Below are 16,828 nucleotides of genomic sequence, written 5' to 3' on the forward strand. Positions count from 1 at the left end.
ACCTTTTGAGGTGTCCAGGTTTATTGGACCACTACACCCCCGCCCCTCTCCCGCAAGCGGGAGAGGGGAGAAAAACAAGCCCAACAATTAAGGCGCTGCCACGCCCTGCGTCTTCGCCGAGTACGGCGTGTAGAAACTCGAACCCGCCCACGCTGCCGTGGCCACGTTATACAGCGCAGCTCCCGAGACGTAGTTCGCACCATCGTGCCAATCGCCTGACCCCTTGTACCTGGCCACGGCCGGGTACGGATACACAGGCCGCGATGCGGTGACGGCATTCGTGGCATCGGTCTGGTACGTCATCACATCGCTCGGTGCGGTGCCCTGCTCCACCCATGCCGTGATGCGCGAAACCAGGTCGATGTTCGGATGCCCTTCGCCGCCGCCACAGTGGCTGACGCCCGGCACGAGATACAGCCGCGTGAACGCGTCCACCGTCGACGTGCCCATGGCGCCCTGCATCGCCTCGTAGTAGGCAATCGTGAACAGCGGCGAGATGTGCTGGTCTGCCCAGCCGTGCCACAAGATCAGCTTGCCGCCCGCCTGCTTGAATGCCGAGAGGTCCGGATTGGTGGCATCGTTGAGCGAGTGGTTCGCCTGCAGGTAGTCGAGGAAGAAATTCCCGTCGTGATAGCCGAAGGTGTTGATGTTCGGCATCGTCGGCGAACCCGTGAAGATCAGGTTGTACGCACCCGCCACGATCATATTGCTGAACAGGCCGGTCACCGGTACGGCTGCGGCAGTCGAATTGGAGTTCGGCACTTCCACGCCGATCCAGTTCGCCTCCGAGCCGAACTGCGGCGAGCCCGCCAGCATGCGCTTGCCCGTGGTGGTGTCAAGCGGACCGCTATAGATGCGGCTGGCCGTCGTGACTTCCGCCGCGGTCAGGCAGTTGCTGGTATCCGTTGCACCCGCCGCGCACTGGATCGAGACGGGGTTGAAGTTGCAGACGCGCGGGTCTGCCAGCAGACCGTCCGGCGCACCGCTCGTGCCGCCACACGCTGCCACCACTGCCTGGTGCAGCACCTTGGCCTTGTCGGCATACAGCACCACATTACCGGTGTTGTCGCCGGTCGTGCTATTCGAGATCACGTTCCAGCCGTGATAGAGCGAGTTCTGCGTCTGGAAGTGGGCGGCCGGCGCACCGGCGATGATGCCGTTGTAATCGGACGGATAACGTTGCGCAGCCATCAGTGCCTCGCGACCGCCATCGGAGCAACCCACAAAGTACGCGTATTTCTGCACCTGGCCGTAGTACGCCTGAATCAGCTTCTTGGCCGCAAGCGTGGTGACGTGTTGTCCGCGATAGGCGAAATCCGCCTGCTTCTGCGGATCGGACGACCAAGTTGCATCGGACGAGGTATGCCCCATATCGGTCGCCGCCGTCACGAAGCCGCCCTGCTGCACCAGCGGGCACTTGTAGCTGAAGCTGAACGACGTATCCTGGCTCGGATCGCTGACGCTGCCGCACAAGCCGCCGCAGCCCAGCGCCGCAAATCGTTGTGTCCACGTACTGACCGGCAGTGCCACCTGGAAGGTGTTCGCAGGGGCCAGCGTGCCCTTCACCATGCAGTACTGCACCGCCGCACCGTTGATCGTGGCCGTGGTGACCGTGGCCGACGTGATCGTGCTGCCCACACCACCGATTCCTGTGAGATCGACGCCAGCAAGCTGCGAGCAGTCCACTACGGGCTTGACCACCGCCAGCGTCGTGGCTGTCGTCGTGGTGCCGGCAGAATCCGATCCCGTCGAAGTACTGGTGCCCGATGTGCTACTGCTATTGTCATCGCCGCCACATGCGCTGACCGCGACGGTCAGCACGCAAATCGCGAAATACGCGAGCAGCGGGCGCACGCGGGAACTGGCGCGCGCACGTAGCCCGCAACCATGTCGGTCTCTCATGGATGTCTCCTTGAATGTTCGACCCGGATCGATGGCAGGGGCAATGCGCCCACTTCCATGCGGTGGTCGTTATGGGTATGCGTCGGCGAGGAGGCCAACGCTTCAAGGATGCGCGGACGAGGCGCCAGGCGGGTTGCAAACTGGCAAGCGGTCCGTTGCCGTTCGCTTATTGCGTCGTGGAAAGCAAAACGGCCCGCCCCGGTGCAACCGGAACGGGCCGCCAACAGTCAGACTCGATCTTACGAGCCGATGCTCACGAACACCGGGTTCGAATAGAACCACAGGTCGTTGTAGTTACGCGCGTTGATCGCGTTGAAGCGTGCGGGATCTTCGGCCACCGTTACCTTGGCATCGGGCAGCGGGTTGCCGTTGAGCGTTTCACCGGCCACGTTCATGCCCAGGTTCGTGCCGCGCAGGCGGAAGTACTGATTCCTGGCTGCCTTGAAGGTGTACGTGACCGTGTTGTACCCCTCGCTATCGAGTTTCCAGTCGGCAGACGTGAAGGTGGCAATGACCTTGGTCGAATCATTGGTCTCCTTGCTGTAGCCTGGCGTGCCCACTGCCGCGCGCGGCGTGACATCGCCGGCGATCAGGTCGACGTGGTCTACCGTGGGCTTCACGTTGACATTGATGCCGCTGTCGATCGGATACTGGTAGTTGTTGCGGTCGGGGCTCTTGAAGCGGATGGTGATGGTGACCGTCTCGCCAGCCTTGGCCTTCAGTTCACCGCCCATCTCGGACTTGCCCGCAGCACCCGAAGCGTTGAAGTCCAGCGCATTGATCAGGTCACCGTAGACGGAGAACATGCGGCCCGAGCGCACGCCTTCCAACACAGCCTGCACGCCCGAATACTTGTTTTCCAGCCACACATAGGTCTTGGAGTACTCGCCCGGGAAGTAGCCGCTGCTGTTGGTGCCAACGGTCTTGAAGTGGTGGTCCGAGTTGCCGACGTTCCAGAAACGGCGGCCATCGCCCAGCAGGGCATCCCAGATGCCGCCGACCTGCGCCACCACGTAATCGACGCCACCGTAGACGCGATTCTTGAGATTGGCATCGACATAGGCCGTGGTGTAGCCACCGCGATCCGGTTCCATCTGGTTACCGACCATGCCTTCCACGGCAAATGCCACGCGCGGCGCCGCATCGTTGAAATCCCGATAGTCCGCCACCGTGTACTTGCCGCTATTGCGCGACGGGTGGTTGATCAGCGCGTAGCTGGTGTCCGGATAGTTGTCGCGCAGCCAGGCCACGGCCTTCACCGCATCCGCATGCGTGGTGTAGGCACGCGTGCCGGCGGCATCCCAGGCGGCGACGTCAGCGGCATTGAAGAACGAAGCGGCACGATTCGTGAAGTAGTACTCGAACTGGTTGGCGGCCTTCGTGGCGGTGGCCAGCGGCGCGCCCGTGAAGATGCCCACGTTCATATGGTCGTGCGTGGGCATGTCCCATTCGAACGCCGAGAAAATCAGCTTGTTCGGATAGCTGCCGTTGGCCTGCAACTGTTTCACGGCGGGAATCTCGATATCGGCCATTGCCTTCGAGAACGCCACCGGGCCGCCTACGATGGCCACGTCGTTGTCGTCGCGCAGCGCCGTGCGCAGGTGATTGGTGATTGCGGTCCAGTCCAGGCTGTTCTTCACCAGCGCCTCGTCCAGCACGGTGACAAGCTTGCTGCGCGCATCGTCGGACTGGGTGGTGTGCACGTGCAGGTCACCCGTGGTCCAGCGGCCCGTCACTTCGGGCGTGGGCGCCGGATTGGTCGGCTGGGTGGGCGTGGTGGTTGCAGGCGGCGTGGTGGTGCCGCTGTTGCTGCTGGTGTTGTCGTCGCTGCCATTGCAGCCATAAAACGCAAAGGCGACGGTCATGGCTGCTGCCATGCCGATTGCAGACTTGAGGTAACGCATTGAGACTTCCCTGATGCTTGAGTTCTGATTGACCCGTAGTGCCGCGCGTCTTCGGCCAGGGGGTCCCTCGCATCAGTCGCCCGCCGGTCCTGCCGCGCTGGCAAGGCTGGTTCTACGGGCGCACATGGTGAACGGCTTAGATGACAGGAGAGTGATGACGGCGGAATTCGTCAGCCGCCGTCATCGTTGAAGGCTCGATGCCAGTCCCTCAATGGGCGCCGGCCGCCGCTTCCGCGGGCACGAAACGTCCCAGCACATGGCTGGTCATGCCTTTGGCGAGTTCTTCCTCGCCATAGAACACCGCGCCGAGATTCTCCTTGCGCAGCAGCTCCGATTCATCCTCGCTGTGCGTGCGCAGCACGATCTCGATACCAGGGTTCAGCGTGCGCGCCGTCTCCACCATCGCCCGCACATAGAGCGGCTCGGGCACGGCCACCACCAGCATGGCGGCATTGGCGATGTGAGCCTGGATCAGCACGGCAGGGTCCGCCGCATTGCCCGATACTGCCGCAAACCCGGCCTTGCGCAGGCCCTCCACGCGTTCGCGGTTCTCATCGGCGATCACGAACGGAATGCCCCGCTCCTGCATGGCCTTGGCGATGCGCTTGCCTACGCGGCCATAGCCCACCAGCACAACCTGACCTTCCAGGAACCGGCGCTCGGTTGTCATCGGCAGTTCAGCGTACGGGTCTTCGCGCTGCTCGAGGTCGCGCGCCAGGGCCGAGCGCGAGAGAATCCAGTTCCGTACCGGCTCGATCGCCGCGAACAGCAGCGGATTCAGTGCAATCGAAATCAGCGCACCGGCCAGGATCAGGCTCATGGCGTCTGGCGGCATCAGCTTGAGCGCCACGCCGAGGCCGGCCAGGATGAAGGAGAACTCGCCGATTTGCGCCAGGCTGGCCGATACGGTCAGCGCCGTATTCAGCGGATAGCGGAAGGCCAGCACCAGACCGAACGCGGCCAGCGACTTGCCCACGATGATCACGGCCACCACGGCCAGCACATGCAGCGGCTGCTCCAGCAGGATCGCCGGCTTGAACAGCATGCCGACCGATACGAAGAACAGCACCGAGAATGCGTCACGCAGCGGCAGAGATTCCTCGGCGGCCCGATGGCTGAACTCCGATTCGCGCATCACCATGCCCGCGAAGAATGCACCTAGCGCAAACGACACGCTGAAAATCTGCGCCGCGCCGAAGGCAATGCCGATGGCGGCCGCCACAACCGACAGCGTGAACAGCTCGCGCGAGCCCGTCTTGGCGATCTGCCACAGCAGCCACGGCAATACGCGTCGGCCAGCAATCAGCATCAGCGCGATAAAGGCCACCACCTGCAGCAGCGTGAGCACGATCGTCATGCCGATCCCGTGCGTGCTCTGCGCATGCCCTTCCGTCGATCCGCCCAGTAGCCCTGCCAGCGGCGGCAGCAGCACCAGCACCAGCACCGTGGCCAGATCCTCCACCACGAGCCAGCCCACCGCAATGCGCCCGTTCATCGTTTCGAGCACACCCCGGGTTTCCAACGCCTTGAGCAGCACCACGGTACTGGCGCACGACAGTGACAGCCCAAAAATCAGCCCGGTGCCCCAACTCCAGCCCCACGCCCAGGCAATCAGCATGCCCAGCGCGGTGGCGATACCCATCTGCACCACGGCACCCGGAATCGCAATACGCTTGACGGCCAGCAGATCACGCAACGAGAAATGCAGGCCCACGCCGAACATCAGCAGCATCACGCCGATTTCGGAAAGTTGGGAAGCGAGGTCGACATCGGCGACAAAACCGGGCGTGCCGGGGCCGATGATGATGCCGGACACGAGATAGCCGACCAGGGCCGGAATCTTCATGCGCTCGGCGAGAAATCCCAGTACGAGTGCAATACCGAAGCCGGCAGCGAGGGTGGTGATGAGGCTTAGGTTGTGATCCATGTGTCAGCGGGGGCAGGTAAGGCGAGAGGCGGCGAGATAACAATGCATCGCCAAATTGTAACTGCCACACGCGTGACGCTCGGCGCGATCACGTAAAAAAACTGTTGGGCCGAACGATTGGACCTAACTATCGGCCGGTATTGTTGTTATCGATGATGGGCCGCAGCAAGGTGAAATCGTTGGGATAGAACGGGGGCACGGCCTGAGGGTCCTTCTGGCGCGCGATCTCCACGAACTTGCGGTCCGCCTCGATGGCCAGCATGACGTCGAAGCGCTTGACACCGGCCGCCTTGGCGCGCTGCAACTCCCGCTCGCTCTTGGCGCGATAGGCAATCGTCCGCATGAGCAGGTCGTAGAGCAGGCGGGGCCGACGCTCCAGCGCGGCATCGGCCTCCTCGCGCCGTTTCGCCAGCACCGCCTGCCAGAGCGCAGAGTCCGCCAGCGCCGGCGTCAGTTCCACGATAGCAACAAGCTGTTCCTTCTTTGCCGTCGGCAGGTACTGCACGCCCTCGGCATCCAGGAAGGCCCGGATATCCGCCGTGCGCTGCCCGAGCAGTTCCTCGGCACGGGTCTTGGGCTTGCGTGGTTTGTCGATATCCGTCCAGGTGGAGGGAAACTGGCCCATCTGGGCAAAGATGCGCGCCCAGTCGTCGTACTCGGTCCAGGTCCACGCGCGGCCCTTGAAATAGCGCGCATAGACCTGCTCGAAGTAGCCGGCAAGGTTCAGGCCGTCGGAACCGCTACTCTTCACGAACGCCAGGATTTCCTGCGACTCGGCCTCGGAGATGCCCTCCACCGTGGCCATGACCCGCGCAAAGACGCGGTCATAAGAGCCTGCCGTGTCCTGGAAATCCCGGGAACGGCTCTCCGTCCCAGCAGCCGGCACGATTGCCGGTCTGGGCTTGGACACGGGTGCAGGCTTGGATCGCTTCCTGCGGAAAAAACGAAATACTTCCACGAACGCCTCTCTCAATCGCCCGGAGGCAATGCTCCAGCGCCAGGACGCGCACATTCTCGCACACTGGCGCGGCGATCGAGGATGGATCAGCGGAGCCGCTCCTTAATCCAGCGTGATCCCCTCCTTCTGGATCACGGCGCCCCAACTGGCTTCCTCCTGCTCCACGCGTTTTGCAAAGCGGGCGGGATCGATCATCACCACTTCGCCCTGCTGGCTCAAGGCCGCGCGGGCCTTTTCATCCTCCAGAATGCCCTGCATTGAGGAGTAAAGCTTCTGCACGATCTGCGGCGGCGTGCCGGCCGGGGCCAGCAGGCCGATCCAGAACGTGGCGTCGAAGGGCTTGTAGCCCGCTTCCTCCACGGTGGGCACGTCCGGAAGCTGCGCCATACGTTTCACGCCGCTGACCGCAATGGGCTTCAGCTTGCCGGCCTTGATCTGCGGCAGCGCGCTCCAGGTATCGAAGGCGGTGTCCAGTTCGCCACTGATCACCGCCATCTGTGCCTGCGCCGCCGATTTGTATGGAATGTGCGTGGTCTGGATCTTCGCGCGGTTGTTGAGCATGGCAAAGCTCAGATGCGCGATGTTGCCGGGCCCCGCCGAGCCGTAGCTGATCTTGCCGGGCTGCTGCGCCGCGTATCGCGCCAGGTCCTGCACCGTGTTCACCCCATGCTTCTGCGCCCAGTCCGGGTTGGTGACCAGGATGAACGGCGCTTCGAGGATCAGCGTGACCGGTGCAAAGTCCTTTGGCTTGTAGCCGCCCTTCTTGTACACCTGCGGATTGATCGTGACGCTGCTCGAATTGGTCACCATCACCGTGTAGCCGTCCGGCGCCGAACGGGCCACCTCGGTGGCGCCGATCAGTCCGTTGGCGCCCGCCTTGTTCTCCACCACCACGGGCTGGCCAAGCGATTTCGTCAGCCGCTCCGACACCACGCGCGCCACGGTGTCCGTGAACGACCCCGCAGGAAACGGCACAATCAGCCGGATCGGCTTGCCGGGCCAGGCGGCTTGCTGCGCCATGACTGCCCCCGGCATCATCCCGCCGAGCATCAGTGCCGATGCCATCGCCATGCCCCACTTCCGTGCCAGTGCTTTCTCGCTCATCTTTTGTCTCCTTCGTTGTTATGTGCAATACGGATATCAAGCGTTACGGGCGCCCTTGGGCCGCGCGGCCGTGCCTGTGATGCCCTTTGCGTCGAGTGCCGCCAATTGGTCCGGACTCAGGCCAAGCACGCGTGCCAGCACCTCGACGGAGTGTTCGCCCAGCGTCGGCGCCGGATTCCGCACGGGCATGGCTTCGGGCGTCTCGCGAAACCATGCGGTGCTGGCCGCATAGGGGCCGCCGTATCGGCGTTCAAGCCCGCACCAGAAGCCCCGCGCCACCAGATGCGGGTCCTGCAGCACCTGCCACATGGGCCGCACTACGCCAGCGGGCACGCCGGCACCTTGCAGGCGCTGCATGGCTGCATCGGCGCCGAGCGTGCCGCACCATGCACCGATGGCTTCATCGATCCGGCGTGCCGCTTCCCGTCTTTGCGATGCGCTCGCCAGCCGAGCATCCGCCGCCAGATCGGCGCGACCGATGACCTCGCACAGCGCGGGCCATTGCGCATCGGTGACACTCAGGACCACCCATGCATCGTCGCCAGCCGTCCGGAAGCAACCGTGCGGCACGTTCACCGGATGCCGATTGCCCTGTCTCGGCGCGACGCTCCCGGTGACTGACTGCTCGACGATGAACGGTGCTGCCATCGACAGCATCGCCTCTACCTGCGACAGGTTGACGTGCCGCCCCTTGCCCGTGGTCTGCTGCGCGAACAGCGCCAGCAGGATGGCTGCGCCGGCATTGAGGCCGCCGACCGGGTCGCCATAGGCGTAGGACGTCATCGCGGGCGGGCCATCCGGATGCCCCGTATAGAGCGGCAACCCGCTGGCCTGCTCCAGTGTGCCGCCGTAGGCGCGCGTATTGCTCCACGCGTTGCCCAGGCCGAACGCGGGCATCGATACCATCACCAGTCTCTCGTTGCGCGCACGCAGCGCGGCGTAGTCGAGGCCCAGTTTCGGCAGCACTTCGGCGGAGTAGTTTTCGATGACCGCATCGGCCTGCGCCACGAGGTCGAGCAGCAGCGCCTTGCCTTCGGGACGCGTCAGATCCAGCGTGATGCCCCGCTTGTTGCGGTTCATCAGGTTGAAGTTGCCATTCTTTTCGTAAAGCCGGTCGCGATAGAACGCCTCGGTGAAATGCGCGCCGCGCCACCAGTCCGGGTAACCCGTGCTTTCCACCTTGATGACCTCGGCCCCGAAGTCGGCCAGCGTGCGCGACGCCAGCGGCCCCGCCCATCCCATCGTCAGGTCGATCACGCGAATACCTTCGAGCGGGAGCTTTCCGGCCGCCGTGCGTTGCAGTGCAGCAAATGGGGTGTGATCCAGACCCGTGGCGCGATACAGCGCGTCGTGAGCGCCCAGCTTCGGCACCTTGCCACCCGGCAGCGGACCGGCCGTGTCGAGCCGCAGCGGCACTACCGGACCTTCAAACGTCACGCCGCCAGTCTCCACCGGCACAAAGGCGCCCCGTTCCCTGTGGACTTTCTGCTGCAGCAGTTCCGCCATGGTCGGCACGAGTACGGCCGGATGCTTCATCTCCCCAAGCATTTCGAACCACTCGCGGGCCGTGCGATGCAACATCGCAGGCCGTAGCAGCGCATCGATCTCGTCGGCGCGCGCCATGCGCTCCGGCCCGTTGCTGTAGCGTTCGTCGCCGGCCAGATCCGGACGATCGATGGCTGCGCACAGCGCCTGCCATTGCGGCAACGTATGCGTGAAGATGCCGATCCACCCTTCGGCAGTCTCGTAGATGCCGGCCGGATGCGTGCCGCAGAAACGGTTCACGCCAAGACGCCGCAGCGGGTGGCGATTGTCCTGCACCATGCCCGCTTCCATCTCCACCACGCTGAAGATCGATTCGTGCGCGCTCAACACGTAGCGGCGGCTGCCATCGGCCCGCCCGATCAACGCGGCCACCGCAGCGGAGAAGCTGGTGAGACCGAACACAATCGCGCTCTGCATGTCGTGCGGCATATGCGGCGGCCCTTCCACCGGACCACTGCCATGCACCGCGCCCGCCAGCGCGCGGCAAATGGCTTCGCTGCCTTTGTACTCGCTGTAGGGTCCGGTTTCCCCGAACCACGTCAGGATGATGTCGATTGGCGTGTGCCGTGGTGGCGCCGCTTCGGCGTCCGACCAAACGGGCGCGGCCAGCACCTGCAAGCCCTCGCCCAGCGCACGACCATCGAGCACGACATCACAGGTCTGCGCGAGTTGCGCCAGCCACGCGCGATCCTTCGCATCGGCCGTGACACTCCGTTTGTTCGTGTTGAGCCACGCAAACAGCGCGCTCTGCGGCTGGGCACCGGGTATATCGATCAACGGCGGCATACTGCGCCAGTCATCGCCAGCGAGGCTTTCCACCTTGATGACCTCGGCGCCGAAGTCCGCGAACAGCTTGCCCGCATAGGCCAGCGCGGGACCGGTGCCCACTTCGAGCACGCGCAGGCCGCCAAGTGCGAGCGCATCCAGATCAGGAACCTGATGTGTCATGGCATCGCCCCCGCTTACCAGGCGTCGACAAAACCGCGACGTTCCCGCTTGCCGCGCAATGCCGCCGATGCCATGCCCTGCGCAATCCACTTGCGGGTCTCGGCCGGATCGATCACGGCATCGATCTCCACGGCAGCCGCCGTGTTGACTGCGTGGCCGCGCTCATAAGACTGCGCCACCAATCGATCGAACAGCGCCTTGCGTTCCGGGCCGTCCGGTACCGCTTCCAGTTCCTTCTTGAAGCCGAGGCGCACCGCACCTTCCAATCCCATCGGCCCGAACTCGCCCGTCGGCCACGAGACCGTGAAGCTCGCCGAGCGAAATCCGCCACCCGCCATGGCCATCGCGCCCAGCCCGTAGCCCTTGCGCAACGTCACTGCCAGCAGCGCCACGCGCAACTTGGCCGCCGTCAGGAACATGCGCGATACGTGGCGCACCTGGCCTTGTGCCTCGCAATCCGGGCCCACCATGAATCCCGGTGTATCGATCAGCGACACGATGGGCAGGCCATGGGCATCGCACAGTTGCATGAATCGCGCGGCCTTGTCTGCCGCATCGGCGTCGATGGCTCCGCCAAGGTGGTACGGATTGTTGGCGATGACACCAACGGCTTGCCCCTCCACACGCGCCAACGCGGTGTGGATGCCCGCGCCGAAACCACCGCGCAGCATCAGCACGCTGCCCACGTCGGCAATGCCTTCGATGGCCTTGCGCGTGTCATACACGCGCAGCCGGTTCTCGGGCACCACGTGTCGCAATGCCATCGGGTCCGGCGCGCTCCAGTCCGCCACGCGTCCCTGGAACATCGACAGGTAGTGACGCGCCACGCGCACCGCCTCGGCTTCATTCTCGACAAGCACGTCGATCACGCCGTTTGCATACTGCACGGCAGCCGGCCCCACGTCCTCAGGACGATAAACACCGAGACCACCGCCCTCGATCATCGCGGGTCCTGCCATGCCGATGTTCGTGGACTTGTCGGCAATGATCACGTCGCAGCAGCCCACGAATGCGGCGTTACCTGCGAAGCAGCGGCCCGACACGATGCCCACCACCGGTACGTTGCCGCTCAACTCGGCAAACGCGGCGAACGAAGGTTGATACAGGCCCGATACCGAGGGAAAGTCCACGTCGCCGGGTCGTCCGCCACCACCTTCGCCGAACAGCACGAGCGGCAGTTCGTCGCGCAATGCCACCTCGACGATACGGTCGGTCTTGATATGGTTGCGCTTGCCTTGCGTGCCTGCCAGCACCGTGGCGTCATAGGCCATCACCGCACTGCGCGCGTTCTCGCGTCCCACGAGATCGCCGTTGATATTGCCGATGCCGGTGATCAGGCCATCGGCCGGCGTGTTCTCCACAAGGTCCTGATGGCTGCGGCGCGATGCCTGCGCAGCCAGCGCCAGTCCACCGTACTCGACAAACGTATCCGCATCGCAGAGATCGGCCACGTTCTCGCGCGCAGTGCGCTGCCCGCGTGCGCGGCGACGCGCCACGGCTTGCGGACGATTGGCATCGTCGAGCCATGCGTGTCGATCCAGCACGCGCTGCAAGTCCGCGCGGATGGCATTGCGATCCACTTTGCCCGTGGCGTCCACGGCCACGCCGTCGCCTTCGGCCTCTTCCAGCACGATCAGGATCTGGTTCTCGGACGCCATGGCGCCCTTCTCCAGCCGAAGATCCACCACGCGGCCATGGCCCTCGGCAACGATCGCGTGTTCCATCTTCATCGCATCGAGCACCGCGACGGTCTGGCCCGGCTTGACCACATCGTTCCACTGCACCGTGATCTCGACCACGCGCCCCGTCAGTGGCGCGCGGACGGCAACCAGTCCTTCATCCACGGTCTCTTCGGGATGCGCGTGGTGCGTCGTCGCTTGTGCGCGATCCGGGGCATTGAACAGCGAATGCTGCGCGCGATCCGCATTGGCAATCGCTTCGGCGGCTGCGGTCAGTTCGGGCAGGATCGCCTCGAAATGCCGCGTGTGGACATCCTGCGCGAGGAAGTCATCGCGCTGCACCAGCGCACGCAGCAACTCCAGGTTGGTCGGCACACCGGCAATACGGAACTCGGCAAGGCTGCGCTGCAGGCGCCGGACGGCCGCTTCGAACTTTGGCGTGGCGCTACGCACGATGAGCTTGGCCAGCAGCGTGTCGAAGTTCGGCGACGGCGCATAGCCCGCATAACCGTGCGAATCGACACGCACATCCGGACCCGAAGGCGCGTCAAAGCGCTCCAGTCGTCCGTGCGCCGGACGCGCCAATCCCTGCGCATCGGTCGTCTCGGCGTTGATCCGCACCTGAATCGCAAAGCCGCGCGGTTGCGGCGGCGCTGCCGGATCGAGACCCGCATCGGCCAGCGTGCCGCCTGCGGCGATGGCAAGTTGCAGCGCCACGAGGTCCACGCCAGTCACCTGCTCGGTGATCGTATGCTCGACCTGCAAGCGCGGATTCGCTTCGATAAAGACAAAATCCTTCTGCTCGCCGCGCTCGGTCTCTTCCACCAGGAACTCGAACGTGCCCAGGCTGCGGTAGTTCACGCGACGGGCCAGACGCAACGCCGCCTTGATGATGGCGTCTCGCAACGCCGGCTTCAGTACCGGGCTCGGTGCGATTTCCACGAGTTTCTGGAAGCGCCGCTGCAATGTGCAGTCGCGCTCGCCCAGTGCGATGACCTGTTCACCATCACCCGCGATCTGCACTTCGATATGGCGTGCACGCACCACCAAGCGCTCTGCATAGAGCGCCTCCACACCGAACGCGGATGCAGCCTCGGAACGGCAGCGTGCATAGGCTTCCGCGAGATCCTCGCGCTTGCGCACCACGCGCATGCCACGGCCACCGCCGCCGCCCACGGCCTTGATCACCACACCGGCACCGCCCTGGGCATCGAAGAATGTTTCGATCTCGTCCAGCGATGCCCCGCCATGCGTGGCCGGCATCACCGGCACATCGTTCTGCGCAGCCAGTTCCAGCGCACGTCCCTTGTCACCGAACAGCGCCAGGTGCTCGACATCAGGACCCACGAAGCGGATGCCCGCGGCTTTGCACGCCTGCGCAAAGTCCGCGCGCTCGCTCAGGAAGCCGTAACCGGGATGCACTGCGTCGCAACCCGTGGATGCCGCCGCAGCGATAACGGCTGCGATATCGATATAGGCCGCAGGCCCGGATGCGTTCAGCGCCACGGCCTCGTCGGCCAGCATGCGGTGCAGCGACGTGGCGTCATCCTGCGAGTAGATGGCCACGGTGGCGATATCGAGATCGCGCGCGGCGCGAATCACGCGCAGGGCGATCTCCCCTCGATTGGCAATCAAGAGTTTTTTCAATTCGGTTGTCTCCGTTTTTCTAATGTGTGTGTCAGGGCCGGATGCCGAAGCGGCTCTCGCCGGCCTCACGCAATGGCGCTGCAAGATTGGCGAACTCGCATAGCAACGTGCGGGTATCGCGCGGATCGATGATGTCTTCGATGACGAAGGCTTCTGCACTGCGGAATGGCGAACTCAGGCTGCGCACGCGCTGCTCGATCTCTGCGCGCTTCTGCACGGGATCATCGGCGCCTTCGATCTCGGCCTTGTAGGCCACGTCGAGACCACCCTCGATGGGCAGCGCGCCCCAGTTGGCAGATGGCCATGCGTAACGGAAGTTGAAGCGGCCCATATGCTGGTGGCCGGCGGCCGATACGCCATAGGCACGGCGCAGCAGGATGGAGCACCACGGCACCGTGGTCTGGTAGACGGCGGCCAGCGCACGCACACCCTGCCGCATCACGCCTGCCATCTCCGCTTCCAGACCGACCTGTAACCCCAACGTATCGACGAGGTTCACCACGGGCAGGTGGAACGTCTGCGCCAGATCGACGAAGCGCGTGAATTTGTCTGCGCTGGCGCTATCCCAACTGCCGCCATGGAAGGAAGGATCGCTGGCGATAACGGCCACGGGCCAGCCATCCAGGCGCGCGAGCCCGGTCACGACGGCGCAGCCCCACTGCCGCCCCATTTCAAAGAACGATCCGTGGTCCACCAGTGCCTGGATGATCGGGCGAATCGCATAGTCGGCGCGGCTGTCGCGGGGAATGGCTGACAGCAGCCAGTCGTCGCGACGCGTCGCACTGTCCTCGGCGGCCACGCGCGGCGGCAGTTCATGCACCGACGGCGGCAGGTACGAGAGAAAGCGCCGCGCCCGCGCAAAGGCCTCCTGCTCCGTGGCCACCTCGTCATCGACCACGCCATTGCGCGTATGCACCTGGCTGCCGCCCAGTTCATGCTTGGTCACGGTCTGGCCCACGCGCGCCTCCACGGACAGCGGCCCCTCGTTGAACAGTTGCGAGGTCTCCTTGACCATGACCGAGTAATGGCTGGCGGCCACGCGCGCCGCACCCATGCCCGCCACGGAACCCAGCGCGAGCGATACCACCGGCACCACCGCCATGTTCTCCACCACGTGCTGCCACACCTTCATGGTCGGAATCAACGTATGGCCCTTGATCTCGACGTTGCGCACCGACCCGCCGCCACCTGTGCCATCGACGAGCCGCACCATCGGCAGCCGCAGGTCGTGCGCCATCTTCTCGGCGTGAACCAGTTTGTCGCCCACGGCCCCGTCGTTGGCACCGCCGCGTACGGTGAAGTCGTCGCCCACCAGCACCACGGGGCGCCCATCCACGCACGCACGGCCCATGACGAGGTTCGACGGGGTCATGTCCATGAGGCGGCCGTTGCTGTCATAACGTCCACTGCCGCTCAGGCCACCGACTTCGCGGAACGATTCCGCATCGGCCAATTGATCGATGCGCTCGCGCACGGTGAGCTTGCCGGCCTCACGATGCCGTCGCACCTTGTCCTCGCCGCCCATCCGCGCGGCTAACCGCCGGCGGTGCGCCAGCTCATCGACTTCAGGCTGCCAGCTCACATGTGTCTCCCTGTCTTCACGAACTTCCGTCTGCCATATAGCGCATGAGTCATGCCAGGCGTGCCGTGCGCTGATTTCATTGAGGTTTCTGCCAGCCGCCGCTACCATGTCCGCCACAACGACAGAAAAGTGTCCGCGCACAGGACGCTTCAGGAGACACGGTGTCCGCATTGACTACACCGAAGACATCGACGCAGGAGGCCGCACCGGCACTTGGCGTGCTTGCCTATCCCCTCGATCCGCAGCAGCCGCGCTTTGCCATGGGCCTCTGCGCAGACGCCACCGTTGCGGCGGCCACCGAAGCAGCATTCCGCACTGCAGATCGCGCGGAGGATGGCCGCACGCTTTTCTCCGTCACGGTGAACGACCAACGCTACGTTGGCGTGTGTCTCGAAGACAGCGCTTGCCGGCTGATCGTGTTGCATCGCGCGGAACCGGAGACCGTGCTGCGCGACGTTCTCGCCAGCGTGCCGGGCGTGCGCAACGATGCGCCCTCCCTCGGCCTGATCGGCGAGAGCGCGCCGATGCAGCGGCTGCGGCGAGAAATACAGACCGTCGCGCGGCTTGATGTGCCCGTGCTGATCCTCGGAGAAAGCGGTACGGGCAAGGAACTGGTGGCGCGTGCGATTCATGCGGCGGGCAACGACGCACAGCAAGGTGAGCGCCCGCTGGTCAGTCTGAACCTTGCCGCCCTGCCCGCCACGTTGATCGAATCGGAGTTGTTCGGCTATGCGCCCGGTGCGTTTACGGGCAGCCAGCGGCAGGGACAGGCGGGCAAGCTCGAACAGGCAGCGGGCGGCACCGTGTTCCTCGACGAAGTCGCGGACATTCCCATGGAAATGCAGGTCAAGCTACTGCGCGTGCTGGAAGACCATATGGTGGAACGGCTCGGCAGCCGCCGCGCGCAACGCGTGGATTTCCGGCTCGTGTCGGCCACGAATCGCGATATCTCGGAACTGATCGACGCAGGGCGTTTTCGACTCGACCTGTATTACCGCCTCAGCGGCGTGGTGTTGCGCATTCCGGCGCTGCGGCAACGGCGCGAGGATATCCCGGCGCTGCTGCAGCACTTCGTGGAAGCGTTCTGCACGCGCAACCGCATGCCGGCGCCGCAGATCGATCACGACGTGGCACGCCACCTCGCGGGGCAACCATGGCCCGGCAATGTGCGGCAGTTACGGCAGCGCATCGAGGAAGCGCTGGTGTTCTGCGATGGACAGACACTTCGGGTTGCGGATTTTGCGCGAGGCGATGCAGCGCGGAACGTCGCTGTGACGGAGGTCGTGCAACCGCAGATCACGCCACCTGCCGATGCGTTGCAGATCATCGGTACGGACATGAACGAGGTTGCCCACGCGGCGGTGCTGGATGCCATTGCGCGTCACGGCGGAAACAAGAAGCGCGCGGCGGAACAACTGAGGATCTCGCGGTCGCATCTTTACAAGATTCTGGAGCGGGGACGGTAAACGAGAACGTCAAGAAAGCCATCACCCGGCGCTATGCGCTCCCCTCTCCCGCGCGAGTGGGAGAGGGGTGGGGGAGAGGGCATGCAGTTCAAATTGCGACCTGTTGGTGATTGCACCGCTCGCCCTCTCCCCCTGTAGTGGTCAAGTAATCTTGGACACTTTTTCA

Annotated in this window: 9 protein-coding genes; 1 reads left to right on the forward strand and 8 read right to left on the reverse strand. The window is 64.5% G+C overall.

Annotated features, from left to right (window positions below; all coding sequences use genetic code 11):
- Positions 1 to 87: 87 nt before the first annotated feature.
- From ABDB81_RS29770 to ABDB81_RS29805, 8 genes are all read right to left on the reverse strand, one after another.
- Entirely contained in the window at positions 88 to 1,902 is a 1,815-nt protein-coding gene (locus tag ABDB81_RS29770) for a tannase/feruloyl esterase family alpha/beta hydrolase (RefSeq protein ID WP_346814330.1), read from the reverse strand.
- A 239-nt stretch (positions 1,903 to 2,141) separates the two neighbouring features.
- Entirely contained in the window at positions 2,142 to 3,806 is a 1,665-nt protein-coding gene (locus ABDB81_RS29775; protein ID WP_346814331.1) for an S-layer protein, read from the reverse strand.
- Positions 3,807 to 4,014: 208 nt separating this feature from the next.
- Positions 4,015 to 5,733 carry a YbaL family putative K(+) efflux transporter gene (gene ybaL, locus ABDB81_RS29780; protein ID WP_137923508.1) on the reverse strand — a complete coding sequence of 573 codons (1,719 nt, stop codon included), beginning with the start codon at positions 5,731 to 5,733 and terminating at the stop codon, positions 4,015 to 4,017.
- 127 nt (positions 5,734 to 5,860) lie between these two features.
- On the reverse strand, positions 5,861 to 6,643 hold the full coding sequence (locus ABDB81_RS29785; protein WP_160473607.1) for a hypothetical protein: 783 nt from the start codon (positions 6,641 to 6,643) through the stop codon (positions 5,861 to 5,863).
- A 150-nt stretch (positions 6,644 to 6,793) separates the two neighbouring features.
- Positions 6,794 to 7,762, reverse strand: a complete 969-nt coding sequence (locus ABDB81_RS29790) for a tripartite tricarboxylate transporter substrate binding protein (protein WP_346814336.1) — start codon at positions 7,760 to 7,762, stop codon at positions 6,794 to 6,796.
- Between the two features lie 69 nt (positions 7,763 to 7,831).
- Positions 7,832 to 10,288 carry a CoA transferase gene (locus ABDB81_RS29795; RefSeq protein WP_346814332.1) on the reverse strand — a complete coding sequence of 819 codons (2,457 nt, stop codon included), beginning with the start codon at positions 10,286 to 10,288 and terminating at the stop codon, positions 7,832 to 7,834.
- Positions 10,289 to 10,302: 14 nt separating this feature from the next.
- Positions 10,303 to 13,614: a carboxyl transferase domain-containing protein gene (locus ABDB81_RS29800; protein ID WP_346814333.1), complete on the reverse strand. Its 3,312-nt coding sequence runs from the start codon at positions 13,612 to 13,614 to the stop codon at positions 10,303 to 10,305.
- 31 nt (positions 13,615 to 13,645) lie between these two features.
- Positions 13,646 to 15,196 carry a carboxyl transferase domain-containing protein gene (locus tag ABDB81_RS29805; RefSeq protein ID WP_346814334.1) on the reverse strand — a complete coding sequence of 517 codons (1,551 nt, stop codon included), beginning with the start codon at positions 15,194 to 15,196 and terminating at the stop codon, positions 13,646 to 13,648.
- Positions 15,197 to 15,357: 161 nt separating this feature from the next.
- Between ABDB81_RS29805 and ABDB81_RS29810 the strand changes: the two genes are divergently transcribed.
- A complete protein-coding gene (locus ABDB81_RS29810; protein ID WP_346814335.1) occupies positions 15,358 to 16,662 on the forward strand; it encodes a sigma-54 dependent transcriptional regulator in 1,305 nt (434 codons plus the stop codon).
- The last annotated feature ends 166 nt before the right edge of the window (positions 16,663 to 16,828 follow it).

This window comes from Cupriavidus sp. DL-D2 (genome assembly GCF_039710735.1).
Lineage (GTDB): Bacteria > Pseudomonadota > Gammaproteobacteria > Burkholderiales > Burkholderiaceae > Cupriavidus.